Raw genomic sequence first — 26,021 nt, forward strand, 5'->3', positions numbered from 1 at the left:
TTAGGTCCTCACTAGATAATACCCGCGAGTTTTACCTTCCGCACACAGAATCGAAATAAAAATCCGAATCCTTAAGCGCCTCGACCGTCGCCTTCTTGTACCCGTTACCCTTCTGCGAAAAGAAGTCATGCGATTTCGTCTTCGTACTAAGTCCGTTCATCACGATCGGATTCGGTGTTTCGTCTTCGAAGTATGGATCGAACGCAAGGTTTTGCAGCGCTTTATTCGCGTTATAACGCATGAACCGTTTTACGTCGTACGTCAGAGCGACCGCATCGTAAAGATCCTCGGCGTATGCGACCTCGTTATCGTAGAGCTCCGTTAGCAAATCGATGGCAAAGTCGCGAAGCTCTAACTGAACGCCGGGCTCCTGACGGTTATAAATTTCCTGCGCGAGCAAGCCGGTATAAACGCCGTGAATCGCTTCATCGCGGATAATAAGCGAGATAATTTCGCCCGAGTTCGTAAGTTTGCCTTGACCCGCGAAATATAACGGATAATAAAAGCCGCTGTAGAACAGAAAGCTTTCGAGGTACACCGAAGCGACCAGCGCCTTATACAGCGAAATATCATCGCCCGGCTCAATCGAGTTGTATAAACCGACGATCCGTTCTGCCTTCCGCTGCAAGTACGGATTTGTCTTAACCCATTCGAAAACTTCGTTAATTGTTTCGGTAGGCGCGAGCGTCATAAATATGTTCGAATAAGATTTCGCATGGACAGCGTTCTCCATCATCGCCATAAAATTAAGGACGGCTTTGCGTTGGTGTCCGTCGATGTGCTGCGCGATGGTCGGCATGCCTACGTTGCCTTGTTCGGTGTCCAGAAGCGTTAGGCCGGCCAGATCACGCATATACGTCGTCTGCTCGGTCGGGCTCAGCGACTTCCACGTTAAGAGGTCGCCGTTTAGCGAAATCTCTTCCGGAAGCCAGAATTGCTTAACGTTCTGCGCATAGAACATTTGCGTAAAGTCGTCTTCGTGTTGCGACCAATCGGCCGCCGTATGGATTGCGTTTGCGTTCGTCAATTATTCGTCCTCCTTAAATTCCGGTTTTCCGATTCGTATAGCAAGGCGATGACAAAAGAACGCCTTTTCTCGAAAGAATATAGGAATGCGATGGTTCTTCCCTCTCTCACGCCAAGCCGTCTCTCCTATCGCAAACAAAATTCGAAAGCGTCCGATGTCAATGTATAAACACCGAACGATTCCGCCCTCTTCTGCGATATGCCTTAGTCTATAAATCTTTAAACTGCGCATGATAAGCAGCCTTCTTGAGTTGTGTCCTTTGTTCGCGCATAATACAGCGTCTTAATTCCTTTGTGATGCGCGTATAAGTCAATCCGGTTCAGATCACGCGTCGTCATCGTATCTTTCAAGAACAGCGTAAACGAAATACCTTGGTCGACGTGCTGCTGAATCGTTGCGATCATATCGACGACTTTAAACATATCCATGTCGTATGCTTCCTTGTAGAAGAACCAATTCTGCGGCGATAACCCCGGCATAGGATAATACGTTTTCGAATTGCCGTACGTACGCTCCTCGATGCGCTCCATAATCGGCATGACCGACGCCGTTGCCGACTGCACATACGAAATAGATCCGGTCGGCGCAATCGCAAGTCTGTACGAATGATATAAACCGTACTCGCGAACATCCAATTCGAGATGATGCCAGTCGAGACCGTCCGGAATCCATACGTCTTTAAACAGCGCTTTTACTTTCTCGGTCTTCGGAAAACAATCGATACCCTCGCCTTCTTGCGCGTCAACATAAGCGTATTTGAAGAAATACTCTCCGCTGGCATACGTAGAACCCTCGAAGCCTTCGTACGTACTGCCGGTTTCTTTGGCGATCTCCATCGAACGTACAAGCGACCAATAATTAACGAGCGCGAAGAATACGTTAGCAAAGTCGCGCGCTTCTTCCGATTCATAAGCGATGCCGTTTTGCGCTAAATAGCCGTGCAAGTTCATCGCGCCCAACCCAATTGAACGCATTTCGCGGTTAGCTCTTGCGACGGCTGGCGCATTCTTGATATTCGAAGTTTCCGAGACTCGCGTTAGAGCATCTACGGACAGCTTAACGATTTTACCGAAGTCGCCGTTTTTCATTACGTTTACGACGTTGAGCGAGCCGAGATTACACGAAATATCGAGACCGATTTCGTCCGGTTCGCCATAGTCGGTGTATTCCGAAACCTGCGACGCCTGAAGCACTTCGCTACAGAGGTTCGAAAACTTAACCTTCGAAATGTGATTGTTCGCATGTGCCGCGTTTACGTTACCTTCGAACATAATGTACGGATACCCCGATTCTGACCGCAACACAGCGAGCTTTTCGAGTAGCTTCCGCGGATTGATCTTTTCCTTGCGTACATCCGGATTATCGACGAGCTGATCGTACATCAGGCCGATATCCATTTCGTCCAGATGCGTTCCGTACGCCTTATAAATGGTGTGCGGATAGAAAACGTAAGCCGGCCGATCTTCTCGCGCTAGTTCGATAAATTTATCCGGAATAACAACGCCGATGGATAACGTTTTAACGCGTACGTCTTCATCTGCGCTGATTTTCTTCGTATCAAGGAAATCGTTAATGTCCGCATGGAATACGTTGAGATACGCTGCGCCGGAGCCTTGCCGCTGACCCATCTGATCCGCATATCGGAACGCATTATCGAGCAGCTTCATAACGCCTACAACGCCCTTCGTCGCATTTTCTACGTCTTTGATCGCTTCGCCTTTCGCCCTTAGCTTCGATAGATTAAGCGATACGCCGCCGCCAAGCTTCGAGAGCTGCATCGAAATATCAATTGCGCGACTTATATCGTTAAGCGAATCGTTAACTTCGAGCAAGAAACACGAAACTAATTCTCCGCGTCGCTTCCGGCCGGCATTCAAGAACGTCGGCGTGGACGGTTGGTATTCCTGGCGCATCATTAAATCCACGTACTCGAGCGCCTTGGCTGCGTCGCCTTCCGCAAAGAACAACGCACAGCAAGCGACCCGATCTTCGTAGCGTTCGAGGATCTTCTTGCCGTCGTTCGTCTTCAGCGCGTAATCGTTATAGAACTTGAAAGCGCTCATGAACGATGGGAATCGGAATTTGTGCACATAGGCCGCTTTATAGACCGCCTTGATTTCTTCAAACGTATAGGCGTCCAGGAATTCGGTTTCGTAGTAATCGTTATCGCGTAGGTAGTCGAGCTTTTCGCGAAGGTCGTGGAAAAATACGGTGTTTTGATTTACGTAGTCAATAAAATAAGCGCGGACGGCTTCGAGATCCTTTTCGAATTGGAACCGGCCGTCTTTCTGTAGCATAATTTCGTTATTAAGTTCGATATAGCTTGCGTGTTTACTCATTCGCGAGCACCTCTTCGTCTATTTTGTCCGAATACTCCGCCTCCAGCGTCTTATACTCATTTCTCGCCGATTCAAGTAAATACTCGATATCTTCAAGCCGATTTTCTAGGTCTTCTATTTCCGCTAACTTCTCTTCTAATTCAATTTCGATCTCCTCACTCGTTCTCAAGCGCATTCACCCTTTCGATAAATTGTCGTACATCTTCGTCCGTGCCCGCTAATTCAAAGCGCCCGACCACCGGCACGCCGTATTGCGCCGCTATCAAGCCCGCAGCCTTTGCGTAATTATCCGCCCATATACGATTGCCCGATGCAGCCGCGCCCGCCAAGTACGCGCCATTAACCGCTAGGAAATCCGCCACCGGCCGCACCACCTGACCGAAGCCGTACGTCCCGGTCACGCAAACGAACGGCTGAGCTAACGTTAGGTCGGGCGATATTTCTACGGCGCGTAAACCGGTCTTTGCGACGAATCGGCGTACGTTGCCAGTCCGCGAATAATAGGCGATTAGCATCCGCTCAACCCTTCCGTCTCTCAATTTCTGCTTCCAACGCCGCTATATTCGCGAGCCGCCGATCTCTTTCGATCCGTAACTCGATAAGCTGTCGTTCGTGCCGACTGATTGCGTAATCATCTTCGGCAAGTCCTTCGTTGAGTAATCGCAACATTTGGCGTAGTTGTGCGTCCGTCGCTGATCCCATCATACGTATCACTTCTCCTTAATCGTCATGATATTTTCGTAAAGCGACATGAACGGAACTCGGAAGCCGATCGTCTTGAACTCGTAAGTCTTACCGACCTCAATCTCCGCGTATAGATCGCTGGAATTAAACTTCCGGGCAAACAAAGCGTCCGTATTTTCGAATACTTTTGCGTTGCCTTTCTCGTCCTCTCCGAAAATTAGATACTTCGAAGAATCTTCGGTGGTTTTCGTCTCTTTATCCGTCACCTTAATTACGTAAGTGTTCTCGTTATTGTAAGACGCGATTGTAAATAAAGGCGCCACAACTACGAGAGAAATTACAGCCAACGTGATTACAGCGATCGTTCCCCATTTAATTAAGCGCTCCATTATTCCGCCTCCTTAAACACGTTGTCATCAATTCGACTGACGATTTTAGAAACATAAAAGATCGAATAGCCTTCGTGTCTAAGGGAGTTGACAAGGCTCTCTGCATCGATCTCGGAGCCGCAGCGAAGAACTTTAGCGTCCTCATAACTAAACCCCTCCGTTTTACCAGCGATTAAAAAATATCCTTGATTCATCTATTCGTCCTCCTTCGGTTTATCTATTACGCCTTCACGAACCAGATACGAAAGCCCAATCGCCACCGCATCCGATTCATCATCCGTACGAAACGTAAATTCATCCGGCAGCGCAAGCATACGCCGTACGCCCGCCTCTACTTCGTCCTTTGTGGCGCTGCCTTTTCCGGTCACATCCCGTTTAACTGCGGTCGGCTGTATCTCTATGTCCGCCTTGTATCCGTATTTACCAAGCGCCATATCAATGACTGCCCATGCTCCAAACACTGTTTGCGTCGCCCTCTTATTACGCCCGCCCGTGTAATGTTCGCGGACAACCATGTCAAACGGTCCGTATTCGTGCAGAACCATCGTTGTTGCGGCTTCGATATAAGAGTAACGATGGCTATCCGGCGATTGGCTCGTCGTGCTTACAGACGTTACGTGAACGAGGTTGATACGCGGTCCAGACTTTAGGCGCTTAACTTCGAGGACTGCGAAGCCTGGATTCGTTGATATATCTAGAGCAAGGATGCGGATAGGTTTGACGCTACTCATCGGATCTCCTTATACGCAACTATTAAAACAGGTCCAGCCGATTCCAGCGTAAATGCGTTCTTAACATCAACAGACAAACCTTCGGAAACACATTCGTCAATAAAATCTTGCATCATACGATTGAGCTGTTCATTATTCCAACCTTCAATTACTTTCGCTTTAACAGCCGTTCTCATCAAACCGCCTCCCCTTTGCGTACTTTTTCGATAAACTCTAGCGCCCCGGCGTACTGCCGCTTAGTAGATTCGTATACATTAGACCGCCTTACCTGCGAAACTTTGTCGCGTATGGCCGCCAGTTCAGAGTCCGTCAACGATTGCGCAATAGCCGTTTTAAAGCCGTTAAACGTCCAGCCGTTAAGATCCAGCGTCATCGGCTTGCGTTCATCCACCGACGCCTGTATTTCTACGAATCTATCGAGCAGCGCGTCAATGTCCGCCTGGCTAATTTCGATGCCGAACGCTCGGATGTCCGGGCTCTTTTCGAATTCGCCTTCCGGATATTCCCACGCTTTCTTCGCCGCGTTTACGTAGAGAATTACGTACAGATCAACGCCGTACATTTCCGCATAGGCAACGCATTGCTTAACGTGTTTCTCGTCCGGCTTCTTCAACGAATGGAAGGACGTTCGGGCTGCCGACGTTTGCTTCGACTTGATTTCGAGGCCGACGCGTAGTAGCTCGCCGTCTTCCGTTACATAGCGCATAATGCCGTCGCATGTTCCGTATAGATGAAACGTCTTGCCACCGCGTTCGATCTTATGGCTCCGCTTTGCGAAATCCTCGAACATCGGCGTTCCATCTTCGTTGCGTTCGAAACTGAACGGACAGGGCCGGCCGGTTTTCTTTTCGAAGTGTTTTTCCATAAAGAGAATATCGCGCTGGATCATATCGCCGATCGCCGTTCCGATGCGCGTCCAGCGCCCTTGATACGGAGGCTTTCGCGTTTCGTCTTTCGGCGATCCGATCGCTTTGTGATAAAGCTCGCGCGGGCAGGCGTTTGCAGATGACGGTGAAAAATACGGTTTCTTCGGAAATACTTTCGGAGCCTCTGCGTACCATCGGTGTATTTGCGCGCCCAGGGCGTTATCCCACGTTTCGGGCAGCGAGTGCCATTCGTTTAGATATTCGATGAGCTCATCCGCAATTTGCTGCGCGTATGTGGTCGGCTCGGGCGACGCCGGCGCTAATTGGGCGCGCAGTGAGTTTGCGGCTGATCGTGCGTTTTCGTTCGTCAATTAATCGTCCTCCCTTTTATAACCATCTAACAACGCGATCAGAACTCCTGGTGAAATACTTGCGTAATTCATAAGATCGCAGCACCGGCTAGCGTATCGCCTCAATTCCGATATTTCTTCGTATGTGAGTTTCTTGGTCACATCCCCGCCTCCTTGTTTTTAAACCATTCGTCCGGTCCGTATTCTTCCATCCAGCACGGCTCGATTACCGTATCGCAATCTAATGGGAGAACAAGCTGGAACGTATTAGTCATAATGTCGTCAAATAAATCGGTTGCTTCTCGCGTTAATTGTTCGTTAGGAATAGCGCATTTTAATTCGTCATGCAACGTTAAAGGGAATTCCCATCCGCGACCTAATACACATTCGTAATAAACGCGGATCATGCACATCTGTAGAATATTTGCGCCCGATCCTTGAATCGTATGGTTAAAGGCAGCGCGTTCGCATCCGCCAGTAAAACGCATTAGATCCCAGAATTCGGAGCGTTCTTCCCAGCGTAATTTATTCGTTTTCTTACCGAGTTCAGGATCGTTTTTGTCCGTGATTCCGCATTTACGCATAAGCTGGCAAAGCCGTTTGTATTTCTCGACATATCCCGGAAAACGACGTTTTTGCTTGAGGATCGTTGCAGTCCAACCATGCTTGCGTAAATGAGCGAACGTAGCTTCGACCATCCCTTTGAAGCCCGGTAAGATTTCGTCAAACTTTCCGTAGGCGACTTTCGCTTGTTCTTCGCTAATACCGAAAGGAATAACGCCTTTATAGAACATATCGAAGGCCTGACCGTAACCAATCGCAAGGAACATCTGCTTCATCGCTTTCCTGTACGCTGGAACTGCGTCTGGCGTCCCTTTTACGGATTTATAATGAACCTCCGTACATATCTCTTGCGGAACATTGAAAAGAATTGCGGCAAACTCAACGTATGGATCAAGTCCACGTCGGTACATATCCGCGAATATCTCGTCTCCGAACTCTGTCGCCATCCGGTGCGCCTGAATCCTCGGCTCGATCGACGATAAATCCGACCCAATGAACGTATACCCTTCCGGCGGTCTAAACGCCATCCTCACACGCTGCCCTCGTTCGGTACGCGAAGGGATGTTTTGGATATTCCGCCCCTTCTCCGTTTTCTTTGGCGCGTCGACTAAACGCTGCATATGTTCGAGGAATTCTTTGTCGGAAATATTTTCGCGATAGAGTTCGTTATCTTTGCCCTTGTAGCTTTTCGAACTATAACGCCCCGTCGATACGGTCTGCAGTTGCGTATGAAGGCGACCATCCGCATCTTTAACGTAAGGGATACGATTAATAAACGTCCCTAGTAGCGTTGTCAGTTCGGAGAATATTGCCATCGGTTTAAGGCGCGGCTCTTCTTTAAAGTAGAGCGCAAGGACGTCCTTACTAACCGCGCGTTCTTTCTTCTTATCGATAATCTTCGTTTTGTCCTCGATTCCAAGTACGTCGTATATCAGATATTGAACGTGCTGATCCGAATCGAGGTTGAATTCGTGAATATAATCTGGCGCGTTCTGCGGAATAGCTGGCGCAAGTGGCTGCGTTTTGTATTTATGGATGCGCTCTTTAAGCCGCGCGTATTTTTTCGTTGTTGGATTCGCCTTTTTAAATTCCGCTTCACATTTCGCAAGCATCTCCGCTTGTTTAGCGATCTGTTTCTTACGGCTCTCCTGCCAGGCTCGAATCTTATCGCCCTTAAGGTGCATCGACATCCTGTAGAGAAAATCATCATCGATCTGATACGCTTCGTGTATATCATCGATAGCTTGCTGTAATTGCGGCTCATATTCGGACTTTAAACGCATAAGTTCATCGTCATCAATCACGAAGCCAGTACGTTCTATTGTCGTATTTACTTCGTAGAGATACTGACGGATTTCGAAGTACGGATAATAAAGGTCGTCGATCTTCAGCATCATATCGATTTGCCAACGCGTTAGAAGCCAACCCTTTTCGGTATCCTTGATCGCGTATATGCCGACTACTTCAGGCGAGTAGACCATCGGAGAACCTTTACCGAATAAATCCTCGAATGTGAAATCGTCCAGATGATCTGCGCCGATGTATTGTTTGTATTTCGTGACGAGCTCCTTCAGACCCATCGATTGCTCATGTTCGTTCATTAATCGCGCAGCATCTAACGAGTCGTAACGGAATCCTTTCGGCTCAAGCCCATCGTTCAGAAACATCGCGTAGTCGAAGGGCGTATTATGGAACGCTTTGATGTGTCGCGCATCTTCGATGAAAGCTCGGCAAACTTCTAGCGCAACTGATCGCGTACATTGTTCGTCTTCCGTCAAATGACCGTAAGCAACGTAGTAGCCTTCGTTTAAGCATGGCAACCAGAACGAATATCCACCCGACCTATCAATAAATGTATCTGTCCCGGAAGTCTCCGTATCCCATTCGGTAAATGACATCGCGAGTGGGATTTCGATTCCTCGTTCCGCTAACTTACGTCTGATATGCGTATTATTAAAGAGATCGAATACTTTCCGGAACCAAGGATCGAGCTGCTGCGCTTTTACTTCCTGACGTAATCGTTCGATCATCGGCGCCAAGTCTTCGTCCTTCGTAATAACGTAGTAATTGTCCGGCTTTGTACGAACCGTTTCTTCCATGCGCTTCTGTCGCAAAACCTCGTTCTCTTTAGCGAGCTGTTGTTTACCGAGTGCGCACGCTTCCGTTTTCGTCAGTTTGTTATTTTTCGTACGGACTAAATCGCCGGCCTTATGCGCTCGCCATGCCGCATCAAACTCGCGTTTTTCTTTATCGTTAAATTTGCACGTTCTGGCGATGCGTTCAAATGCCTCGTCGAGCGTTTCCGTTTTCTTGGCTTCTGCCTTCCGCTTGGCCGTCGCCTGGACCGCGTCCGTTTTCGGCGCCGCCGGCTTCAGCGCGTTCAAGTTTAACCGTAAGCCTTCCATCCGTCGTCCTCCTTCCTCTCGAAGTAATTGCGGTAAATTTATACACCGAATACTTTGTCTAACACGAAAATAATTACTATGCTTGTGAAAATTGCGATGAGGACGCAACCTGCCATCAACAGCCACCAATCAACGTTAAATTTATCCCGCTTCATAAATCGACCGCCTCCGTCCATCTCCGTTTATATTCCGCTTCATTATCCGCATACCACTCCGACCAGCAAGACTGCCCGCACGCATATACCTCGAAGAGCGAATCATAAGTGGCGGATCGCCCTTCATAGAGGTTAGCGTTGCAATTGGCGCAGACGGCGGCGGCTTTAGCGATCAAAGCGCGCCTCGACTGGCGTGATAAGCGTTACTTTATCCTTATTAGGGCGCGAATAAGTCCCGTTCGGTAATTGCACTCCGTAAAAATGAGCGCCAATATAATCCATGATTCCAAACACCCCGTACTCGTCATACTCGTCGCTAATTTGAACGATATCACCGACCTTATACTCGCCAACCTTGCGTCCGATTTCCGCCCACTTCTTGCGCTCGGCCGCTGCGCGTTTAGCTTCGGCAACTTCTTCGTCAGTGGCACAGACGAGTTCTTTCGCAAGCACGTACTGAATTTCTTCGTCTGTGATTCTACGGGCGACTTCGTTATTTCCGTGTGTAAAAGAGTCTTCGAGTATTTCTACGATATCTCCGTCGCTGAATTTGTGATAATCGGTGGCGTTAACCACCTTCGCATAATCACCGACCTTCAGGCGCTCAGGCTTCGGCTCGGCCTCTACGCTTTCGGCGCTGACTTTGCGATATACTGCGAAATTGTCAGTGTAGGTGTCGTATTCATCGCTATCATCGTCAATAATTACGGGGTCTCCGTCCTCAAATTCTTTAATTTCGTAATATTCCTTATCGGTTAGATAGCTCGGAGGATCATCGAATTTAACGAAATCGCCCACCTTCGCCTCATCTACGTCGATCCGCTTATATTCCGCCTCACCCTTCAACGCAGCCACGTCGGATTTTAACGATTCGATTTCGCCTTCCGCCTTTGCTACGCGCTCTTCTACGGACGGATTGGTGCTGGCGGCGACTTTGCGGAAGATTTTAAGACAATGTTTATATGACGATGCTTCGCAAGTGTTTCCGTCCATACCGACAATTTGATCGATAATGCCAGATTTCGTGTAAGTCACGACGAAAAACTCACCGACATTTTGACTGCCCCACGCTTCCTTAACGAGTACAATATCACCGACCTGCGCTGCGCCTTCCACGCGCTCGTATTCCGCCCTACCATACGAAACCTTCGTAATTTCACCGTTCACCATATCGAGTGTCTTAACGTTTTCTAATTTCGCCATCATACCGCCTCCGCTTCGTTAATTTCCGTAAACTCTACGTCTTCGCGACTAAACGCCAAGTCCATCCGTACCCACCGCTTGCCTTCCTTCGACTGCGGACCCCAATATTCGGTTAGCTCGCGATTCTCGAACATCCAAACGGCGGGCGCCGGGCCCGTGCCGACCTCAACGCCGATAAAGTAATCGACTTCATCAAGCGTATAAGGCGTGCCGTCGTTCTTCCGCGCCTGGACGATCCGCTTGCCGCCGCGCTTTTCCCGTACGATAATCGTCTTCACCTGGAACGTTTTCCACTGCTTGCTATACGGACACTTTGCGCTAATATCGAACGCCTCTTCCGTTTCGGACGTACTGACCGCCTGCCAACCGCTAGCCAGCAGCGCAGCACGAGCGATCAGTTCCGAATACTTGCCGGTATCTTCTGTTTTATGCGCCATATGAGCGCCTCCTTTTCGTTTGGTTGATTCGCGATTAGAACGGTAGGTCTCCGTCACTCGGCTCGTGAGCTTCGTAATTATCACCCGCGTTTCCGCCCTCTGCTGGAGGTAATACGGATTTCTTAACACCATCCTTCGCGTCGTGAAGCAACTTAACGATGTCGCTTTCTTCACGGAAGTTTGCGAGCTCCTCGTATTTATAATCGATGCCAATGAACGCTTTAGCTTCGTCTAGAACCTCGTCAGGAAGATCGCCAGTTTCCAACGAGTACGTTTTATCGGCCTGCTTAAAGTGAACCGCCTGACCTACGAGTGTGTAATCCGGAAGAATCTTCTTCGCAGGCTTCTCCGCCTTGTCGTAGTCATCGATCAGATTGTTCGCGTGAAACTCTGCGATATCAATAACGCGATAGGTTTTGTATTTCGGATCGTAGACCGGGATCATAAAGAACATCTTACGTTGAGCTCCCGCTTTGCACGAAATGCACTCGTCTTTCCCGGGACGGAAGTATTTCTGCAATTCGTCAGTATCGACTTTATCCTTCGGCGAGTGTAAGCACGTATGCTTTCGGAATTTATGATCGTAACCTTTTCCGGTGTACTCTTTATTTTCGTGAACGAAGTAGATGTACCATTCGTCTGGCTGCGCAAGAATGACTAATGTACGCCCGTCTTTGTTAATTTCTCCGTAGCTTCCAACGCGAACATAGCGCGTAACACCTTCCGGGAATTCGCTTTCGCCACTTGACGCCTTATCTCTTTCTTCCTCACGTTTTTTCAAAATGTCTCGAATGCTCATTCGTTTTCCCCCTACGATTTAATATTGAGCGTTAAGCCCTCGCAAAATGCCGGTATCTGCGCCCGAAACGCCGCCAGCGCTTGGCAGTAGCGACGCGACCCGAATTACCTAACGGCCGCCCCGACATTCTCCGAGGGCCTGGCGCCCTTACTGCGTTTTCTTCGCGTCGTTTTTGTACGTTTCCCACGCCATGCCGCCGATAATGACCGCGCTGATAATCACGACTATTGGAACGATCCATACTGCGTCAGACATATGCCGCCACTCCTTCCGCCGCTTTGTAGAGGTCGCGTTTGAGATCGAGTGATTCCGTCGGCAGTTCGTCAAGCCGCATCTGGAGCGCATTGATTCGCGCTTGGTAAGCCGTGCGTTTAGCTGCCGATCGGGTCCGTTTATATTCAGCGCGAAAGTATTCAATCTCTTCGTTTAATTCTTCGCGAAGACTTTCGTTAGATTTAAGCGCAGCCTGCACGTTTTCTTTCAAAGTAGCGAACGCCTCCTTAATAAGGTTAGCGCCGAGGTGCTTGCGCGCTTTATATACAGTAATTACGTTGCTGTCGTTAACTCCGATATGGATAACGATGCCTTTTCCGCCATACATGCGAGCCTCGTGTCCGTTTTCGTCAACGTGAATTCCGAGGTACTCGGCGTCTTTCAAATGGTCCGCAACCCATACGTAGGCTGCTCGATGGTTTTTGATCCCAAAGCGCGATTGCAACCGTTTGTGTGCGTGTGAGGTAATGCGGAAGTTCATCCGACGCGCACCGCCTTAATGGCCGGATAGTAATCGGCTGGATCTTCGTCGTGCGGCCATGCGCCTTGGTAAATAATTTCGGTGAGTTTGCGCTCGTCTAGCGCAATTAACGTTTGAATTTCGTTAAGATTGGGTAAATTTGAAGTAGTCATAGTACGTTAGCCTCCGTTTAAATTGAGATTATCGTACTAGGTCGCGGGGATGCGTTCGCATAGTGTTCGCTTGAATCTGTTGCCAACAGATTGTATTATAGAGGAGTAACGAACGTCCTCGGACCTAGTTACGACACAGAAATTAAAAGTTAATTCGCGAATAAATAGTCTCGGTAATCGCCGAACTGTTTACTGTCGAAATTGCCTGCCAGCTTTTCGAGTTTGCGAATGACTGTCATGTGGTGAATGCCTAACGCTTTTCCGATTGCCGTCGGAGTTGGGCGCTCACTCACGAGGAATGTTTCAACGATTGCCTTCGTTGATCCATCCGATTTTTCTAACAAAGAGCTTATCAGTTGCCTCTGATCGGCTCTTTTCTTTTTAAATTGGAGTTTTTCTGGTGTTTCCATCGAAATGATTTCCAGCGTTGCCGCGCCTTCGCCATCGTGTTTTTCTAATTCACATTCCATAACTTCACGTTCTCGTCTTGTTTTTCTATCCCTGTAGAGATTTGCGCGTTTATTCTTAACGCTAACCATAAAGTAATTCTCGAAATCGTGTTCTCCTGAGTAAGTTTCTATGCACCTCATCAATACGTCTTCATAGAGCGCATTTACTTCTGGAACGTTTGATCTTAACGACCTAGCAATTTCTTTAAAAGTCGCTTTAAATTTAGAGATCGTTAACCTGTATATCTCTTCAAACACGAGGTTACATCGAGTGTGTTTGTACTCCATCACCAGACTATTAAGTTTTTCTTTCAATTCACTTCACCATTCCCTTCTCATTAGATAATACCCGTGAGAAATACAAGTCGCACATTTTTCTTTAATTTTTTTTATGACTGCTTTTCTCTATGTAAATAATACCATGCATTTTTTTATTTCCAGTATCTCCACAGTATCTTTCTAAAAAATCATTTAATGTAATGAATTTTCAAAATAAAAAGAAAAACCCGCCTAATGGCGGGAGGAAGTACTCAACCTCCTGGTATTGGATCTGCTAACTGAGTGGGTTGCTCGGTCTGTACCTCTTCTTTAATGTAATTACCCGCAATCAGTACCGCTCCAATAAGTAAAACTGTTAATAAAGCCTTTTTCAAAAAAAACATCTCCTTTATAAGTTAATTGGATGTCTTTTATAGGCTGAGCAAGAAGGGGATCTAACCCTAATTCAATCATATCACCCACAACTATGCTCGAAAACAGAAAGTTAAACTCTTGTGTGAATACCCTATAAGCCTCAGCTAAACTGGCTATACTCCCTTCTTTAACTAATTGGAAATACCTAAGAATCACGTTTCGCCTTCCGAGTAACATGTCTTCGGGTTTCGGAATATCTAAGGGAACCACACCGCTTTCTTTATAGGAATAGAACCCTTCGAATAGCTTCAACGTGTTATCAGATTCTTTGATAATTCTAATATCATTGCTTCTCTTTGCTTCGGCTGCGCTTTTCCGCAGATAGTGTAAGCACATTTCTCTGCTTTCGCCTAAGAAAGATGCACCCATGTAATAATACCCATCAGAATTAGTTTTCGCACTCAAATTCGAGGAAAAAAGAAATTCAGCATGCCGACGGCATTTGGATAGGTCCTTTAGGTACAGATATGCAGGGGCTAGTACTTCTGATAACCTGATTAAATAGCACTCTTTAAAAAATATTTTTCTCGCGTCACTTAATTGGTAAAGCTCTTTTTCTATATCAGACGCTTTCTCAACAATAGAAACATACTTATTCTCAAAGTAGTAACAATAACACACAAATATGTCTTTCAAGATTTTCAGCTCTTTATCTTTTCCGTACTTAATGGATGAGACGTATTCTTGCAAATTAGATGGATTAATTTCACCTAACATATAGTTATATATCACTTGGTAAAATTGTGTATACTTTATTAGGTGAGTATCTGTTCTGTGCGTGTTCAACAAGTTTTTAAGTAGGGGAAGGTCTCTTTTAATTGCGGCGTATTCGAATGCGTGTTTTATTGCCTCTGTTGTGGTAAGTTTCATGCACCATTCTCGCATCAGAATGTGATACTCCTCTTTATAAAACATCTGAGATAATTTTAATAATGTACGGAACCCGATTTTACCAGTTCTTTTAAAGTTATAAAGCTGATTGACATGGATATCAAGCTTATTTGCGGCATATTCAAAATCCAAAAACATATCGTCGAAACAATTTAACACGTCTTGCTGGATAGCTCCCACTGTAATACCCCCCTGTATTTATTACAACGTTGCTTTAGTTTATATCTATAGTATAATGAATATGTGTACATAAGTAAACATTTTTTTATTATTGAAAGGAAGATAAGCATGATTGACTACTCCCCATTATTTGAACGACTTGATAACAAACGAATGAAACTAAGTTACTTTAGGGAAAAAGGTCTGAATTCCCGCACACAAGCACGAATCAACAAAGGAGAACCTGTTAGTCTTGCTACTATTGAACTTCTTTGCAAAGAGTTAGATGCCCCTATAGAAGGTATTGTAAGAATAGTCAAAGACAATCAAAGTAACACGGACACAGAGAAATAGTGTAAAATGTTACGGACACCTTTACGAATGGAGGTGTTTACTACGTTTAAGGTCGGCAAATGCCGGATACCCGAATTATGCAAGGATATCGGAATTGAACACGCACAACTCGCAGCCAAGGTCGGACTAGATAAATCGCGTATTTCCGATTACGCCAGTCTTCGCAATATACCGAATATCGAGCTCGCCTATAATATCGCTCATGCACTCGGCTGTAGACTCGAAGACTTGTACGAATGGGTAGAGGTATCCGGCGACGAAACGGAGGGCTAGAACCTCCGGCCGACCTGAAGTTCGGAAATTCCCGAACCGACTCGTAATACAGTACGTACACCCTCCGCACGATCATAAACGTTTCTCAACGCCTCTGCACCGTGCGCCACTAGAAGCTCATTAGCGTCTTTCACCTCCGTTATATAACCGTGCGCAAGCCGCACCTTTCCGCTTAAATAACGCTCAATCGCCTCACGTAATTTATCGCCAGCTTTGTCGTTATCTGTAACTACCGTTAAATATTCGATAGGTGACTGCGTAATTATGTCCGCCTTTTTCAAATTAAATGCGCTACCGCCGGTTCCGATCGCCGGTACCCCCACCGAACGCCACGCCATGGCATCGATTTCCGCCTCGCAGATCACCGCGTGCCTTAGCCGCTTAGCATAAACGATATCCATTCCGTAGACTAAATCGCGAATAGGCCAGCCGCCCGACGCGTACCAGAACGCTTTGCCCCACACCGACCGGTATTTCACGTTGGCTAAACGTCTATTCGGCAAACGCCACGGAATCGCGACCGCATTGCCTACGAGACCTACGCCGGCCTCACGTTGCACCAAAGGAGCTATACCCCGACCGTTTAGGTAAGCGTTTGTTCCGAGGCGCACGTTCGCTAAAATAGATTCCGACAAAGGTTCCGGCTTGGTTGCAGCCTTAAGTTTCGGGAGGCGAAGCGTTAGGCGCCCGTTTTCAGACGCAGGTGCATACGAATCCAATAAATAATCGACGGTCTCGGCTTCGGTTTCAGCGCGCAAGAAAGCGAGCAGTTTAACGAACCCACCGCGCGCAAAATCCTCTTCAATGGCGCCTGAGTCTCCCCAATATCCGGCCTTTGCTGACGATGTGTCTTCAAGATAAACGTAGAAGCTTGGCGTTCGGTCGTAACGAAACGGACTGGCAGCGAGTAATCTGTCGTCCGTCCATGCGGGTCGCGTCCATTCGAATTGTTCAAGCTCGTAACGGACGTCTATATCGATATGGCGTCCATTTAGTATTAAATTCGGCATGCAAACGCCTCCTTTCGATCTTTTTGTAAGTTATATTACACGATTGCTATACGATATACAGTCGTTTCTTGTCGAAACTATTCAGAATTTTATATGAAATTGTTACCATTTTAGAAATCGAACTGTGCTGCCGCCGCCTCTCCGGCTTCGGGTTGCTTCACGACGCCGATTTGCGGTAGGTAGATAATCTCCGCGGACTCTCCTTCACCACCGTCACGCCCTTTATTCAGACCGATCAAACCGCGCCCTTCCTTTGCGTTCGTATCAACCGCAATCAATAACGCAGCATCTTCGAGCAGAGCCTTCGTTTTCTTAACGCCTTTACGTTGTGGCAATTTAAGTTCGCGCGATCCATCCTCGGAGTCTTTCTCGTCTTCTTCATCCGCCTGGGTAAGCGCAAAGATAGTCGCCTTTGTCTGGCCCGCTAAACGGCGTAGCTTTTGCGAAGTATTAGCCGCGTCTCCGCCCGCCGTCTTTGACGTATTGGCCTCGTAGTCCAGGTAATAAAAGGGATCTACGAGCACCACGTCGGCTTTCGTTTCGATAATGTCCGACTTAAGATCACGCAATGTACGTGATCCAAAGTCTTCGTCATCCACGCCACGTACCGTAATGTTGCCCGGCAGTATATCGTTAAGCCGCCCGAGGAATTCCATAAAGCCCGCTTCAAATTCTTCGTTTAGGTTTCCCTGGCGAACGTCACGCGAATTAAATCCGGCTTCCATATTGACACCGTTTAGAGTCGCAGTTGTAACGCCAAGACTGCCGGAAATTGATACGTACAGGCGCACTAGGACCTCGTACCAGCCCATCTCCATCGACCATATCAGAACGTTCGCGCCCTGCATCGCACAGTTAACGACTTCTTCTAGCGCAATGGCCGATTTACCGCGCCCCGACTTTCCGTAAATAACGTAGACGTTGGACGAAACATAGCCGCCCATAGCCCGATTAATAAAGTCGAACTTGCTGCGCCAGATCCGGAAAGACTCGCCGGCCTTGCGGTTTTCGTATTCGGCTTTGAATTTATCGATGTCACGCTTGATGTCCGTTCCAACCGAACTTCGAACGTTTGTTCTCATTTTAAGACTTTCGGCCTGCTCCGTCAACCACTCGAAGAAACTTCCCATATCGCCGCTTTTTTGCGCTTCAATAAATCGTTTTTCGAGTTGCGGTTCCTGTACTTGGCGGCCAGTTTCCGGATCAACCCGACCGCTAACAAGCTCGATAAATTGGCGCTCAGCCGCCTGTTCCTTAAGGTTCTTCGCGAGGTAATCCCAGCTGGCTTCGATATTAAAGTCCGGCTGGAAGTCCGGCACCTCATTCGCAAGCATTTCAGCCGTCGGCGCTTGGCCTCGGTGCTGCTCCGCGTATTGCATGACGTACCGGAAGGCTTTGCGTTCGCCTTGCGTTGGTAGGTCGTTTTCAGCGATATTAAAACGCAATAGAGCGTTCGGGTCGTTCGCTTCGATGGCTTTCGATATTAGTAAAGTCCCGTAGTTCATTAGCCCGCCTCCCGTCTCATTTTCGCCAACACACCGTCAGCCTTCGTTTTATACTCCGCATCCCCAAACGCCTCGTACAGGCGCATGTAATCGTTATACTCGTCCAGCAGCCCGTCAGTCTCCCGCTTGCGTTTCGCTACCTCTTGCGCACTTACCGCCCGCGCCGTCTTCGGAGTTTCTTTCGGTTCTTTCGCCATCCCAACCGCCTCCTCTTTTGCGTAGTTGATTTCCGTAAAGTGGAACGCCGTATTCGTCGGTTCCGGATAATTCGTCATGTCATACGTCATCAAGAAATCTTCCGACACTGCCTTCCGACAGACCAACCGCAGATCGTCGCTATCGGCTTCCAACCATTCGCCGTTAATCGCGTCGGTAAGGTCGTACTCGACGTAATCAAAGGCGCCGTATTCTTCGTGCTGCGTTACTTCGCGCCAGCAATCTACGTAGAAAATCCGATCTTTGTATCCGTCTACTGCGACAATGTCTCCGATAGCGAATTTCGGCTTCATCTACGCATCCCCCTTTTCGATTCACCTACGAATTCAATCTCGCGGCACAGATCGCCAATACGGTCGGCTAGGCGCTTTTCCTTGAAAACATCCGACAACGAACCAAGCGCAATGTTACTCGTATAGATTGTCGGTAGCTGATTCGTTACTCTCGCGTTTATTACGGCGTGTAGATAGCCGCGAAATGCGGGCGTACAGTCTCGCACCCCTATATCGTCTAACACCGCGAATGGCGCTGACATTGCGAGCTTCATCTTCCGTTGAAATTCCGTCATGCCTTCGTCGTCATTAGCCATAGTCGCCAAGTTAAACTCTGTTTGCCATTCGTTAACATCAAGGAAATATGCCGGACGTTGTAATGGCGTTAACCCCCGACGCAATGAGCCGCTATAATGGACGCGCAGCCATTCGTTAAGGAGCGCCGCTGCTGTCGTTGTTTTGCCAGTTCCGGTCTTTTCACTTACGAGGTACAGCGATTTGATGCGCTCGGCTGGTGATATTATTCCGGTCTCTTGGTCGAACTGGCGCTCGAAAGATTTAACGTAAGCTTCCGCCATAGTTGTTACGCTTTCTTTTATAACGGACGGCTCCCGTTCCTTTATATAAATGGCATCGCGCGCCGGCGAATTCTGAAGCGTCACGAGCCGATACTCACGCGGAAGTCCTGCCGCCGCCGACCGTCCGCCATTGCCGCTGACGCCGTGCATCTGAATGAACGCCGCGCAGTGTTTCGTACAGGCGCCGCCGCCCGCCGCTTTGCATCCGTTAGCAAGTACGCAATTATTTTCGTTAGTCATATTCGCCGACCTCCTTTCGTTACTCACCGCTTTTTAGATACGCATCTTTCTCTTCTTCGGTTAAGACCTCGTAATCATCGTTCTCAAGGAAAAACATCGTTCCGAAGCACTCTTCATGAACGTCTACACCCATCCGAACCCAAGTCGGAAAAGCCGTAACTTCATCCGCCGCAGTTCCTTCCGGATAGTTGATTTCTAAGCATTCCCGATCATATTCGCCGTTTTCGATCTTTTCTCTAATCGGAGACATGTCGATAATTTTATGAACTCGGAGTACACTCCCTTCCGGATAACTTTCACCTCCGTAAATAGTCAATCGAATCAAATCCCCTACGCTCGCTTTTGCCTTGGTCATCCGTCCACCTCTTCGCGTGAGTCATCGATGATAGTTGTTATGCCGTCCCCTAAAAACTGTCTTACTAATCGAATGGATACGAAACATGCCCGATCATCTGGTCCTTCAGATACCGTTAAACGCGGGAACGTACGACTGTAATGAACAACGTCCTTCACACGAACCTCAGTCGGCTGCGGCGCGTTCAAGTATTCGTCCGGCACCGCCAAGCCTAGCGCACGTCTTAGCGCGATCGCTTTACCGATGTGAACGTTGAAGCAGTCGTCAGGTGCGGCTTTGGCGATTCCTTTTGCGACTACTTCGCGACCTATTCTTTTAATGAGGGCAACGACGGTCCGTTTGTCGTGGTTTACTACGTATTCAACTTCATGAATCGGAAGATACCGCTCTTTTCCGTTATCTTTCGGCCAGAACTTTAAAATATCGCTTGGAATTGGCGTTCCTGATTTACCACACAAATCAACGTCTGCCTTCGCCTGCTCAACGATTTCATCACGGCGGGCTTGTACGGTCTTTTCCGGCTTCCATAAACGTTCCTCTAGCGTCGTACAAACCGGAGTCGTTACCGTATTCACATCGCCAGGTATAATAACAACGTCTTGATTCGTTTTTGCGTAGTGTGCTACAAATCTATAAGAATATGCTCCGCCAATAACGATATCTCCAAAACGAGATTTATAACCGAAATACTTATCGTCCTTCTTTTCAAAAACCGTATTCGCATTATTGATTACCGTTTGATTTACGTTTTTCATTTCGTCATCCTCCTCGTTTTTAACTTCGTTATTGACGATGACTTCGGCGTCTTCTTTACGGATTGCCGATAAATGATGCGGCCCTGTCCGGGTAAGATAATTAGGTCCCTCTCGTTCTACTTCGAATACCTGACCGATTTTATCTGCGTACCAAGCCGCTTCATATGTCGCCTTCTTAATCCGAACATACTTTTTCGTTTCAGTCATTACACAACCACCTCTCAGCCGTTTTAATTGCGATCTCTGCGTGCTCAATCGTCAAAGGTTCCGTATTGTCGTCCGTCATAAATACCGCATTGCCGACCCTTCCGCGCTCTTTGTACCACATCATTACGATATAGCCGCCAAACCCTTCGTAAGTATCAGGCGCATAATTATCGCTTAGAGGTACGTACCCTATAGATCCGCAAGAATCATCGTCGCGATCGGAATGTCCGAGTTCCTCCGATAATCTGCGCAGTTTACCCATCGTTGCGCACGCCCAGTTATCCGGCGAAAACACGCCATTTTCGAAAGCGCATACCGGATCGGAGCCGTGCCACGTCTTTCCGCGTTCCTTACATAATCGACATACCATTCCGCAATCCCTCCTCGTTTAAAACCACGTATTATCTACGCCGTCATTGCGCTCGGCTCTTTGCTGTTCGGCCGCCAGACCGCTAGCCGCCCGCTGTAAATTTCGCCCCATGAACGTCTGCATAAATCCGAAGCTCAAGCCCGGATAATCGAGCGACGGTTTATATTCCGCGAAGCATAGATCGATGAAGCGCTTCGTTAATTCCGGACCGTGCTCGCCTGGCTTACGTTTAGTTCCGACCCATCGTCCGAGCATGCCCGCTTCGGCTTGGTAGCCGCGAAAAGGTACGTACGGGACGCCGTAGATCCGTTCGTGCTCCGCTTTGAGATACGCCTGGAAATCACGCGTATTCCACTTGGCGACCGGCTTTGATTCATACGTTGTCATTTTCCTATCGCCTCCTTCTTTAGAGCGTCGGGGTTATGGATTAAGGTTAATGACGTAATTCCTTTCGTGAAAATAATCCCATCGCCATGGTTTCCGTTGTTATACTCATTCCACGCTAAATCGAACGTTATTAAATCGTTTTTAACTAGCGCACTTATTCCGATGTCTCTTAGTCGCGTAAAAGATTCTTCGGTAATTTCAAACTCAATCGCATCGCCGATTCTATATGTCGCTTTAATAAAATACCGCGGATACTTCATCAAGCGTTCACTCCTTCGATTTTGATTCCGAAAATCCCCAACGTGGTGTGTATTCCGACTAATGCCCCGGCATGAAATCGTTTCCCTTCGGTATCCCCCGCTAAATATCTTTCTTCCCGCAAATTCCGTACAGCTTCGTAATACTCCCGCACCTTTTCCTCCGGCGTCTTTTCGACTTCGTATCCGTTGACCAGTGCGGCTGCTAGCGTCATGATGTCGAGATCGTTTAACGCGCTACATGATTTGCCCCAATCGACCGTAAGGTGGTAACTTAGTATGTCGTCTCTCGTCCATTCCTCGGAATACAGTCGTAATAATACATCCGCCTGTTGCTTCGTGATTGTCGGCTTCATTTTAGCGCCTCCTTTGCTATAACGTCGTCTGCATACAGTTGTATATCGAAACGTACAGAATCGTTGTCATCTGCGTACATCTGCGATCCTTTAACGTGAAACCCCTTCTGCGCAAAGTGATTCCGAATGATTGCCTCGATTTCATCGTTATAAAGCGTAATTACGAGGTTCACTTATTCGCCCTCCTTCAATTCGTTTAATAACAGCGCGTGTAATTCGGTAATTATCTGCCTTTGATTCGCCGAAAGATTTTGCGGAAGCTTCATCATAACCACTCCCGGGTCGGATAGATTTCGTTCTGATCGGACGTATATATCCGCAACCAACTCTTCCGCCTCTTCAATCGTCCCCCTCAACCGCTCATTCTCGCCAATCAAATCTGCCACAGCACATCGCAATCGTTTGACTTCTTCGGGCATCACTTACCCTCCTCTAAACTTTCGTTATAGTCACGGATAGCCGCATCACAAAACGCCTCCGCCGTATTTTTCAAGGACATAAGTTCCTCCGCAGTCAAATACTTAATAACGATTGCGTCTCCGAAATCCTCTCTAGATACGCCGTCATCGTCATGCCCAAGTAACGCTTTCCCAATCGTCAACGTATACTCCGACCACTTTTTCGGAGTTTCTTCGTCTTCTTGCTTAACCGAGTAGTCGTACCGTTCAATTTTGTAGTAGTATTCGTTATCCATTCCGAAGGCATCTTCGAGAACAATTTGCGCATAATCTATGTTCCTAACAAATCCGCCATCTACGGTTCGTTCAAGCGTGTATCCTTTCGTCATATCGAACGTTAGAATATGTTCGAGGAAAGCCGGCAAGCTTGGAACCTTCGGGAAATCGTGTGTACACGCTGAGAATATCGTTTTCTTACCGTGTAAAATCGTAATGTCGTAATAGAAATAAATTACATCACGCATACTTTCGATTTTCTCATCGTCATCACCAAACGTAGTTATCACTGGACTTCCGTACGAAATCAACAGGTCACCTTTTCGCCAAGTTCTACGTGTCAATTTAACGCCTCCACTCCGTGTATTTTCGCGTTTTATCGTCTACCCTACCGAATACCCTCGACCGTCATTAACGCCGCTAATTCGCCGCGAAATTCCTGTATTAATCGTGCTAATTCCGCCAGCGATTGCGCATCCGAGTTCCGCAGCCGTCGATTCATCACGTCCATTAGCGCGCGTTCGACCGTCGAGTGATACGCTACCTCGCGCCACTTTTCCTGCGGCGTTGGGTCGGCGTCCGGATTTTCCGCGAGACGCTTCGCCCAGTTCGGCGCTTTCGTTGGGTCGCTGAAGTAGCGCTCCTTTACGATGATATTACGTTCGTCTGACGTGAGTTTGTAATCGGGTGATACCGGAATGTTAATCGTCATGGTTATCGTTACTCCTTTCGTTAGAAAACTGATTAACAAAAGCGCGCATCATATGCAGAGGAACTTCACTTAATCCGTAATTACCTCCGAGCAATACCTCATTGATTTCGTTCTGATACGCTTTAAGTAGACGGCGAATTCCTGACTGCGGGCTACACGAACATTCGGGCCTGCCACAGTATTTATAACCGTTAACATATTGCGTTGAATATAAGATTAGCTCCAGAAATACTATACGGAGTTTTTCTTTATCTTCGCCTTGATATCCGCACATGAAATCGTTCTGATAAACTTCGATCATTCCACCTAGAATCGTTTTATCGTCCATATTAACGCTTCCTTTCGTTTATTATTAAGACCTAGCAATCGCTCGCTTTCGCTCACTCTTGCAGATATTCTTTATCGCGATAAGATTCTATTAATTAATAAATATCTGCGCGAAAAGGTTTTAATTGAGCGCTATTATTTATCTAGTTATTAATGGCTCTAGTTAAAAGATGGTTCTAGTTAGTGTAAAGTCGAGCCGTGTATGGGTCCGCCGTGTATGGCTAGGCGTCACATGGCTACGTAAGCTCCTCCGTATCTCCATCGAATATCGCGAGCTGGCTAATCGGCATGATCGTATACCGCGCATTATCCCATCGTTGCGTCTTCGGGTCTCGCGCCTTCTGCTTTACGACTAACGGCCGTTCTTGCCAACGGTAATCACACAGCGATTTAATCCGCCTATTTGCCGCGGCTCGGCTGAGGTTCAGCGCGCTTGCGATCTGGTCCTGTGTCGGATAACATTCGCCGTTAGCGTTCATGAACGAAGACAGTACGCAAAGTGTTTGCCAGCGCTCCGCTCCGATGTCCGCGATAAGGCCTTTCTTGACGGCATCGACGTACATCTTAACGAAGATACGTGTTTCGGACTTGCCGGACGTGATGTTGTATTCCGATTGAGATTCGACGGATACGAGCCGTTGGTGTTCGTTTGTCATTCGTTATCACCTCGCTTGCTATTCAATAGATAATACCCGCGACTTTTTCAAACCGCACAATTCAGCGAAAAATTCTTCCGTCACTATAAGTTGCGTATGTACTTCAGAAAATGAGCAAAAAAAAAAATAACCCGGCCGTTAAGCCGAGTCATCATCGTTTTATTTTACGCTGCTTATTTAGTTTTCCACGCACCTTATTTATTGCGGAATATTTTTCGTGTTGAGCCGTCAGCGAACTTCCTGATAAGTGTGTGTACCGTTGAACCATTCGTAAATCACTATGCCCCAATAACATCTGTAAGTGCCTCATATCTCCACCGCTCTCCAAGTACATAGTCGCCGCCGTATGTCGGAATAAATGCGGATGCACACGCTTTTTAATACCGACTTCTTTCGCATATTCAACGAGCCGTTTACGGAAGTGATCGCGCGTTAAACGTTCGCCATAGTTTGCGAGAAAAATATATTCGCTCTCAAAATCCGCACGATTTTCTACTATTAATTCGTTTAGCATTTTCGCTGTGCCAAACTCGATAGGAACCGTACGAGCTCGTCTGTTTTTCGCGATAGTAGCCGGAATATGAAGAGTGCGCGCTGCAAAGTCGAAGTTTTCCTGCTTAAGTCCGAGCGCTTCAGAGATACGCATCATTCCGTCCAATAGAACGTTCATTAAAACGTAGTCCCTAAAGTCGGCATACTCGCGTTGATTCGGTGCAGCAAATAACATACGAAGCTCGTCCTCGTCTAAGATAACGATTTCCTCTTCGGGCTCTCTAACGTTTTTAATGCCCAGCATCGGATTATGTTCGATAAGTCCTTCGTCATATAGCGTCTTAAAGAAAACGCGCAATGTTTTCAGTCGCGTATTGATCGTACCAGGCGCAAGTCCTTTTGTCATATGCTCGTCCTTCTTAAAGTGATGATCCTCGAATTTAACCCATTCGTCTTGCATATAAACGATATACTTCCGAATCACATCCCGGTTCATTTCGTGAATGGATCGCGCGATTCCTTTTCGGTCTAGAAATTCGAGAAAAAAGCCGTAGTTGTCTTCGTATTGACCGAGGGTAGATTCCGCCCGCCCCTCCGATTTCTTGATTGCGCGAAACTGGACGAAAAGCACATCGAGATTGCTCGTTGTCTTTCGTAACGTACGTTCCTTTTTAACGCGTTTTCCTGTTCTATTTGCGGACATATTACCGCCTCCATTCGGTTAAGTCACCGAAATAAAAACCGCTACCTTGTCGTTAATAGGACCGCTACCCTGCGCTTTAATACGCCTAAGTCATCGACTAAGTCAACGCAATAAAAAACGGCTAGAAACGTTGATATAACGCCTCTAACCGCCGTGTATGATTCCGACTGGGCTCGAACCAGCGACCTCTACCCTGTCAAGGTAGCGCTCTCCCAGCTGAGCTACGGAATCATGATATGTATGTGTTGCTGGGTATATTGTTGTCTTTCTGACAA

36 protein-coding genes and 1 tRNA gene are annotated in these 26,021 nt (G+C 47.5%); 2 read left to right on the forward strand and 35 right to left on the reverse strand.

Annotated elements, in window-relative coordinates:
• Window positions 1-31: 31 nt before the first annotated feature.
• The 17 genes from nrdF to LNN34_RS10025 all read right to left on the reverse strand — a co-directional run bounded on the left by nrdF (window position 32) and on the right by LNN34_RS10025 (window position 15,068).
• Window positions 32-1,009 carry a class 1b ribonucleoside-diphosphate reductase subunit beta gene (nrdF, locus tag LNN34_RS09945; RefSeq protein ID WP_324251399.1) on the reverse strand — a complete coding sequence of 326 codons (978 nt, stop codon included), beginning with the start codon at window positions 1,007-1,009 and terminating at the stop codon, window positions 32-34.
• A gap of 236 nt (window positions 1,010-1,245) precedes the next feature.
• Window positions 1,246-3,366 carry a class 1b ribonucleoside-diphosphate reductase subunit alpha gene (gene nrdE / locus LNN34_RS09950; RefSeq protein WP_229043208.1) on the reverse strand — a complete coding sequence of 707 codons (2,121 nt, stop codon included), beginning with the start codon at window positions 3,364-3,366 and terminating at the stop codon, window positions 1,246-1,248.
• The gene (locus LNN34_RS09955) at window positions 3,359-3,535 is read right to left on the reverse strand and encodes a hypothetical protein (RefSeq protein ID WP_229043209.1); all 177 of its coding nucleotides are present in this window, start codon (window positions 3,533-3,535) and stop codon (window positions 3,359-3,361) included. Before LNN34_RS09955 ends, nrdE begins: the two co-directional genes overlap by 8 nt.
• Window positions 3,522-3,881 (reverse strand): class Ib ribonucleoside-diphosphate reductase assembly flavoprotein NrdI, encoded by a 360-nt coding sequence (nrdI, locus tag LNN34_RS09960; protein ID WP_229043210.1) that lies wholly within the window; start codon window positions 3,879-3,881, stop codon window positions 3,522-3,524. The genes LNN34_RS09955 and nrdI overlap by 14 nt, the downstream gene beginning before the upstream one ends.
• Before the next feature lie 195 nt (window positions 3,882-4,076).
• Complete coding sequence (locus LNN34_RS09965) at window positions 4,077-4,439, reverse strand: hypothetical protein (RefSeq protein ID WP_229043211.1); 363 nt, start codon at window positions 4,437-4,439, stop codon at window positions 4,077-4,079.
• A complete protein-coding gene (locus LNN34_RS09970) occupies window positions 4,439-4,633 on the reverse strand; it encodes a hypothetical protein (RefSeq protein WP_229043212.1) in 195 nt (64 codons plus the stop codon). Before LNN34_RS09970 ends, LNN34_RS09965 begins: the two co-directional genes overlap by 1 nt.
• On the reverse strand, window positions 4,634-5,170 hold the full coding sequence (locus LNN34_RS09975; protein WP_229043214.1) for a crossover junction endodeoxyribonuclease RuvC: 537 nt from the start codon (window positions 5,168-5,170) through the stop codon (window positions 4,634-4,636).
• Window positions 5,167-5,346, reverse strand: a complete 180-nt coding sequence (locus LNN34_RS09980) for a hypothetical protein (protein WP_229043216.1) — start codon at window positions 5,344-5,346, stop codon at window positions 5,167-5,169. The genes LNN34_RS09975 and LNN34_RS09980 overlap by 4 nt, the downstream gene beginning before the upstream one ends.
• Window positions 5,346-6,407: a hypothetical protein gene (locus tag LNN34_RS09985; RefSeq protein WP_229043218.1), complete on the reverse strand. Its 1,062-nt coding sequence runs from the start codon at window positions 6,405-6,407 to the stop codon at window positions 5,346-5,348. The genes LNN34_RS09980 and LNN34_RS09985 overlap by 1 nt, the downstream gene beginning before the upstream one ends.
• Before the next feature lie 137 nt (window positions 6,408-6,544).
• Window positions 6,545-9,355: a DNA polymerase gene (locus LNN34_RS09990; protein WP_229043220.1), complete on the reverse strand. Its 2,811-nt coding sequence runs from the start codon at window positions 9,353-9,355 to the stop codon at window positions 6,545-6,547.
• A gap of 320 nt (window positions 9,356-9,675) precedes the next feature.
• Entirely contained in the window at window positions 9,676-10,713 is a 1,038-nt protein-coding gene (locus tag LNN34_RS09995; protein ID WP_229043222.1) for a hypothetical protein, read from the reverse strand.
• Window positions 10,713-11,150, reverse strand: coding sequence for a hypothetical protein (locus tag LNN34_RS10000; RefSeq protein ID WP_195880247.1), 438 nt, complete (start codon window positions 11,148-11,150; stop codon window positions 10,713-10,715). The genes LNN34_RS09995 and LNN34_RS10000 overlap by 1 nt, the downstream gene beginning before the upstream one ends.
• 34 nt (window positions 11,151-11,184) lie before the next feature.
• Window positions 11,185-11,949, reverse strand: coding sequence for a single-stranded DNA-binding protein (locus LNN34_RS10005; RefSeq protein WP_229043224.1), 765 nt, complete (start codon window positions 11,947-11,949; stop codon window positions 11,185-11,187).
• Window positions 11,950-12,196: 247 nt separating this feature from the next.
• Window positions 12,197-12,703: a hypothetical protein gene (locus tag LNN34_RS10010; RefSeq protein WP_229043226.1), complete on the reverse strand. Its 507-nt coding sequence runs from the start codon at window positions 12,701-12,703 to the stop codon at window positions 12,197-12,199.
• A complete protein-coding gene (locus LNN34_RS10015; protein ID WP_229043228.1) occupies window positions 12,700-12,855 on the reverse strand; it encodes a hypothetical protein in 156 nt (51 codons plus the stop codon). Before LNN34_RS10015 ends, LNN34_RS10010 begins: the two co-directional genes overlap by 4 nt.
• A gap of 149 nt (window positions 12,856-13,004) precedes the next feature.
• Window positions 13,005-13,325: a hypothetical protein gene (locus tag LNN34_RS10020; protein WP_229043230.1), complete on the reverse strand. Its 321-nt coding sequence runs from the start codon at window positions 13,323-13,325 to the stop codon at window positions 13,005-13,007.
• A gap of 576 nt (window positions 13,326-13,901) precedes the next feature.
• Window positions 13,902-15,068 carry an AimR family lysis-lysogeny pheromone receptor gene (locus LNN34_RS10025; protein ID WP_229043232.1) on the reverse strand — a complete coding sequence of 389 codons (1,167 nt, stop codon included), beginning with the start codon at window positions 15,066-15,068 and terminating at the stop codon, window positions 13,902-13,904.
• A gap of 108 nt (window positions 15,069-15,176) precedes the next feature.
• On the opposite strand from LNN34_RS10025, the gene LNN34_RS10030 reads away from it, so the two are divergent.
• Both LNN34_RS10030 and LNN34_RS10035 read left to right on the forward strand, forming a co-directional pair.
• Complete coding sequence (locus LNN34_RS10030; RefSeq protein WP_229043234.1) at window positions 15,177-15,401, forward strand: helix-turn-helix domain-containing protein; 225 nt, start codon at window positions 15,177-15,179, stop codon at window positions 15,399-15,401.
• A 27-nt stretch (window positions 15,402-15,428) separates the two neighbouring features.
• Window positions 15,429-15,674, forward strand: coding sequence for a helix-turn-helix transcriptional regulator (locus LNN34_RS10035; protein ID WP_229043236.1), 246 nt, complete (start codon window positions 15,429-15,431; stop codon window positions 15,672-15,674).
• Here LNN34_RS10035 and LNN34_RS10040 read toward each other — a convergent pair.
• The 18 genes from LNN34_RS10040 to LNN34_RS10125 all read right to left on the reverse strand — a co-directional run bounded on the left by LNN34_RS10040 (window position 15,671) and on the right by LNN34_RS10125 (window position 25,977).
• On the reverse strand, window positions 15,671-16,684 hold the full coding sequence (locus tag LNN34_RS10040; protein ID WP_229043238.1) for a toprim domain-containing protein: 1,014 nt from the start codon (window positions 16,682-16,684) through the stop codon (window positions 15,671-15,673). The genes LNN34_RS10035 and LNN34_RS10040 overlap by 4 nt on opposite strands.
• 110 nt (window positions 16,685-16,794) lie before the next feature.
• The gene (locus LNN34_RS10045; protein WP_229043239.1) at window positions 16,795-18,189 is read right to left on the reverse strand and encodes a DnaB-like helicase C-terminal domain-containing protein; all 1,395 of its coding nucleotides are present in this window, start codon (window positions 18,187-18,189) and stop codon (window positions 16,795-16,797) included.
• Window positions 18,189-18,476, reverse strand: coding sequence for a hypothetical protein (locus LNN34_RS10050; RefSeq protein ID WP_229043241.1), 288 nt, complete (start codon window positions 18,474-18,476; stop codon window positions 18,189-18,191). The genes LNN34_RS10045 and LNN34_RS10050 overlap by 1 nt, the downstream gene beginning before the upstream one ends.
• Window positions 18,477-18,694: 218 nt before the next feature.
• Window positions 18,695-19,495: an ATP-binding protein gene (locus tag LNN34_RS10055; RefSeq protein ID WP_229043243.1), complete on the reverse strand. Its 801-nt coding sequence runs from the start codon at window positions 19,493-19,495 to the stop codon at window positions 18,695-18,697.
• A 19-nt stretch (window positions 19,496-19,514) separates the two neighbouring features.
• A complete protein-coding gene (locus LNN34_RS10060) occupies window positions 19,515-19,850 on the reverse strand; it encodes a hypothetical protein (protein WP_229043245.1) in 336 nt (111 codons plus the stop codon).
• The gene (locus LNN34_RS10065; RefSeq protein ID WP_229043247.1) at window positions 19,847-20,812 is read right to left on the reverse strand and encodes a hypothetical protein; all 966 of its coding nucleotides are present in this window, start codon (window positions 20,810-20,812) and stop codon (window positions 19,847-19,849) included. Before LNN34_RS10065 ends, LNN34_RS10060 begins: the two co-directional genes overlap by 4 nt.
• Complete coding sequence (locus tag LNN34_RS10070) at window positions 20,805-21,182, reverse strand: hypothetical protein (protein ID WP_229043249.1); 378 nt, start codon at window positions 21,180-21,182, stop codon at window positions 20,805-20,807. Before LNN34_RS10070 ends, LNN34_RS10065 begins: the two co-directional genes overlap by 8 nt.
• Window positions 21,183-21,200: 18 nt before the next feature.
• Window positions 21,201-21,569 (reverse strand): hypothetical protein, encoded by a 369-nt coding sequence (locus tag LNN34_RS10075; RefSeq protein WP_229043251.1) that lies wholly within the window; start codon window positions 21,567-21,569, stop codon window positions 21,201-21,203.
• On the reverse strand, window positions 21,566-21,832 hold the full coding sequence (locus LNN34_RS10080; protein ID WP_229043253.1) for a hypothetical protein: 267 nt from the start codon (window positions 21,830-21,832) through the stop codon (window positions 21,566-21,568). Before LNN34_RS10080 ends, LNN34_RS10075 begins: the two co-directional genes overlap by 4 nt.
• Window positions 21,829-22,182, reverse strand: coding sequence for a hypothetical protein (locus LNN34_RS10085; RefSeq protein ID WP_229043255.1), 354 nt, complete (start codon window positions 22,180-22,182; stop codon window positions 21,829-21,831). The genes LNN34_RS10080 and LNN34_RS10085 overlap by 4 nt, the downstream gene beginning before the upstream one ends.
• Entirely contained in the window at window positions 22,179-22,355 is a 177-nt protein-coding gene (locus LNN34_RS10090) for a hypothetical protein (protein ID WP_229043257.1), read from the reverse strand. The genes LNN34_RS10085 and LNN34_RS10090 overlap by 4 nt, the downstream gene beginning before the upstream one ends.
• A complete protein-coding gene (locus tag LNN34_RS10095) occupies window positions 22,356-22,601 on the reverse strand; it encodes a hypothetical protein (protein ID WP_229043259.1) in 246 nt (81 codons plus the stop codon).
• Window positions 22,601-23,200 carry a hypothetical protein gene (locus LNN34_RS10100; RefSeq protein ID WP_229043261.1) on the reverse strand — a complete coding sequence of 200 codons (600 nt, stop codon included), beginning with the start codon at window positions 23,198-23,200 and terminating at the stop codon, window positions 22,601-22,603. Before LNN34_RS10100 ends, LNN34_RS10095 begins: the two co-directional genes overlap by 1 nt.
• A 44-nt stretch (window positions 23,201-23,244) precedes the next feature.
• Window positions 23,245-23,568, reverse strand: a complete 324-nt coding sequence (locus LNN34_RS10105) for a hypothetical protein (protein WP_229043263.1) — start codon at window positions 23,566-23,568, stop codon at window positions 23,245-23,247.
• Window positions 23,558-23,896 carry a hypothetical protein gene (locus tag LNN34_RS10110; RefSeq protein WP_229043265.1) on the reverse strand — a complete coding sequence of 113 codons (339 nt, stop codon included), beginning with the start codon at window positions 23,894-23,896 and terminating at the stop codon, window positions 23,558-23,560. The genes LNN34_RS10105 and LNN34_RS10110 overlap by 11 nt, the downstream gene beginning before the upstream one ends.
• A gap of 235 nt (window positions 23,897-24,131) precedes the next feature.
• Window positions 24,132-24,551, reverse strand: a complete 420-nt coding sequence (locus LNN34_RS10115) for a helix-turn-helix domain-containing protein (RefSeq protein ID WP_229043267.1) — start codon at window positions 24,549-24,551, stop codon at window positions 24,132-24,134.
• A gap of 151 nt (window positions 24,552-24,702) precedes the next feature.
• Window positions 24,703-25,746 carry a tyrosine-type recombinase/integrase gene (locus tag LNN34_RS10120; protein WP_229043269.1) on the reverse strand — a complete coding sequence of 348 codons (1,044 nt, stop codon included), beginning with the start codon at window positions 25,744-25,746 and terminating at the stop codon, window positions 24,703-24,705.
• A gap of 158 nt (window positions 25,747-25,904) precedes the next feature.
• Window positions 25,905-25,977 (reverse strand) — tRNA-Val (locus LNN34_RS10125).
• Window positions 25,978-26,021: the final 44 nt, after the last annotated feature.

The organism is Bacillus sp. AF23 (assembly GCF_020861455.1).
Taxonomy (GTDB): Bacteria; Bacillota; Bacilli; order Bacillales; family Bacillaceae; genus Bacillus; species Bacillus halotolerans.

Coding starts and splice junctions, on each gene's coding strand:
- LNN34_RS10030 (WP_229043234.1), top strand. CDS start 15,177: ATGATTGACTACTCCCCATTATTTGAACGACTTGATAACAAACGAATG.
- LNN34_RS10110 (WP_229043265.1), bottom strand. CDS start 23,896: ATGGACGATAAAACGATTCTAGGTGGAATGATCGAAGTTTATCAGAAC.
- LNN34_RS09980 (WP_229043216.1), bottom strand. CDS start 5,346: ATGAGAACGGCTGTTAAAGCGAAAGTAATTGAAGGTTGGAATAATGAA.
- LNN34_RS10095 (WP_229043259.1), bottom strand. CDS start 22,601: ATGCCCGAAGAAGTCAAACGATTGCGATGTGCTGTGGCAGATTTGATT.
- LNN34_RS09975 (WP_229043214.1), bottom strand. CDS start 5,170: ATGAGTAGCGTCAAACCTATCCGCATCCTTGCTCTAGATATATCAACG.
- LNN34_RS10105 (WP_229043263.1), bottom strand. CDS start 23,568: ATGACGATTAACATTCCGGTATCACCCGATTACAAACTCACGTCAGAC.
- LNN34_RS10055 (WP_229043243.1), bottom strand. CDS start 19,495: ATGACTAACGAAAATAATTGCGTACTTGCTAACGGATGCAAAGCGGCG.
- LNN34_RS09965 (WP_229043211.1), bottom strand. CDS start 4,439: ATGGAGCGCTTAATTAAATGGGGAACGATCGCTGTAATCACGTTGGCT.
- LNN34_RS10015 (WP_229043228.1), bottom strand. CDS start 12,855: ATGACTACTTCAAATTTACCCAATCTTAACGAAATTCAAACGTTAATT.
- LNN34_RS10085 (WP_229043255.1), bottom strand. CDS start 22,182: ATGAAGCCGACAATCACGAAGCAACAGGCGGATGTATTATTACGACTG.
- LNN34_RS09970 (WP_229043212.1), bottom strand. CDS start 4,633: ATGAATCAAGGATATTTTTTAATCGCTGGTAAAACGGAGGGGTTTAGT.
- LNN34_RS09995 (WP_229043222.1), bottom strand. CDS start 10,713: ATGGCGAAATTAGAAAACGTTAAGACACTCGATATGGTGAACGGTGAA.
- LNN34_RS10000 (WP_195880247.1), bottom strand. CDS start 11,150: ATGGCGCATAAAACAGAAGATACCGGCAAGTATTCGGAACTGATCGCT.
- LNN34_RS10035 (WP_229043236.1), top strand. CDS start 15,429: ATGGAGGTGTTTACTACGTTTAAGGTCGGCAAATGCCGGATACCCGAA.
- LNN34_RS10120 (WP_229043269.1), bottom strand. CDS start 25,746: ATGTCCGCAAATAGAACAGGAAAACGCGTTAAAAAGGAACGTACGTTA.
- LNN34_RS10050 (WP_229043241.1), bottom strand. CDS start 18,476: ATGACGTATGACATGACGAATTATCCGGAACCGACGAATACGGCGTTC.
- LNN34_RS10115 (WP_229043267.1), bottom strand. CDS start 24,551: ATGACAAACGAACACCAACGGCTCGTATCCGTCGAATCTCAATCGGAA.
- LNN34_RS10010 (WP_229043226.1), bottom strand. CDS start 12,703: ATGAACTTCCGCATTACCTCACACGCACACAAACGGTTGCAATCGCGC.
- LNN34_RS10020 (WP_229043230.1), bottom strand. CDS start 13,325: ATGGAATGTGAATTAGAAAAACACGATGGCGAAGGCGCGGCAACGCTG.
- LNN34_RS10060 (WP_229043245.1), bottom strand. CDS start 19,850: ATGACCAAGGCAAAAGCGAGCGTAGGGGATTTGATTCGATTGACTATT.
- LNN34_RS10045 (WP_229043239.1), bottom strand. CDS start 18,189: ATGAACTACGGGACTTTACTAATATCGAAAGCCATCGAAGCGAACGAC.
- LNN34_RS09990 (WP_229043220.1), bottom strand. CDS start 9,355: ATGGAAGGCTTACGGTTAAACTTGAACGCGCTGAAGCCGGCGGCGCCG.
- LNN34_RS10065 (WP_229043247.1), bottom strand. CDS start 20,812: ATGACTGAAACGAAAAAGTATGTTCGGATTAAGAAGGCGACATATGAA.
- LNN34_RS10005 (WP_229043224.1), bottom strand. CDS start 11,949: ATGAGCATTCGAGACATTTTGAAAAAACGTGAGGAAGAAAGAGATAAG.
- LNN34_RS10075 (WP_229043251.1), bottom strand. CDS start 21,569: ATGACAACGTATGAATCAAAGCCGGTCGCCAAGTGGAATACGCGTGAT.
- LNN34_RS10040 (WP_229043238.1), bottom strand. CDS start 16,684: ATGCCGAATTTAATACTAAATGGACGCCATATCGATATAGACGTCCGT.
- nrdE (WP_229043208.1), bottom strand. CDS start 3,366: ATGAGTAAACACGCAAGCTATATCGAACTTAATAACGAAATTATGCTA.
- nrdI (WP_229043210.1), bottom strand. CDS start 3,881: ATGCTAATCGCCTATTATTCGCGGACTGGCAACGTACGCCGATTCGTC.
- LNN34_RS10070 (WP_229043249.1), bottom strand. CDS start 21,182: ATGGTATGTCGATTATGTAAGGAACGCGGAAAGACGTGGCACGGCTCC.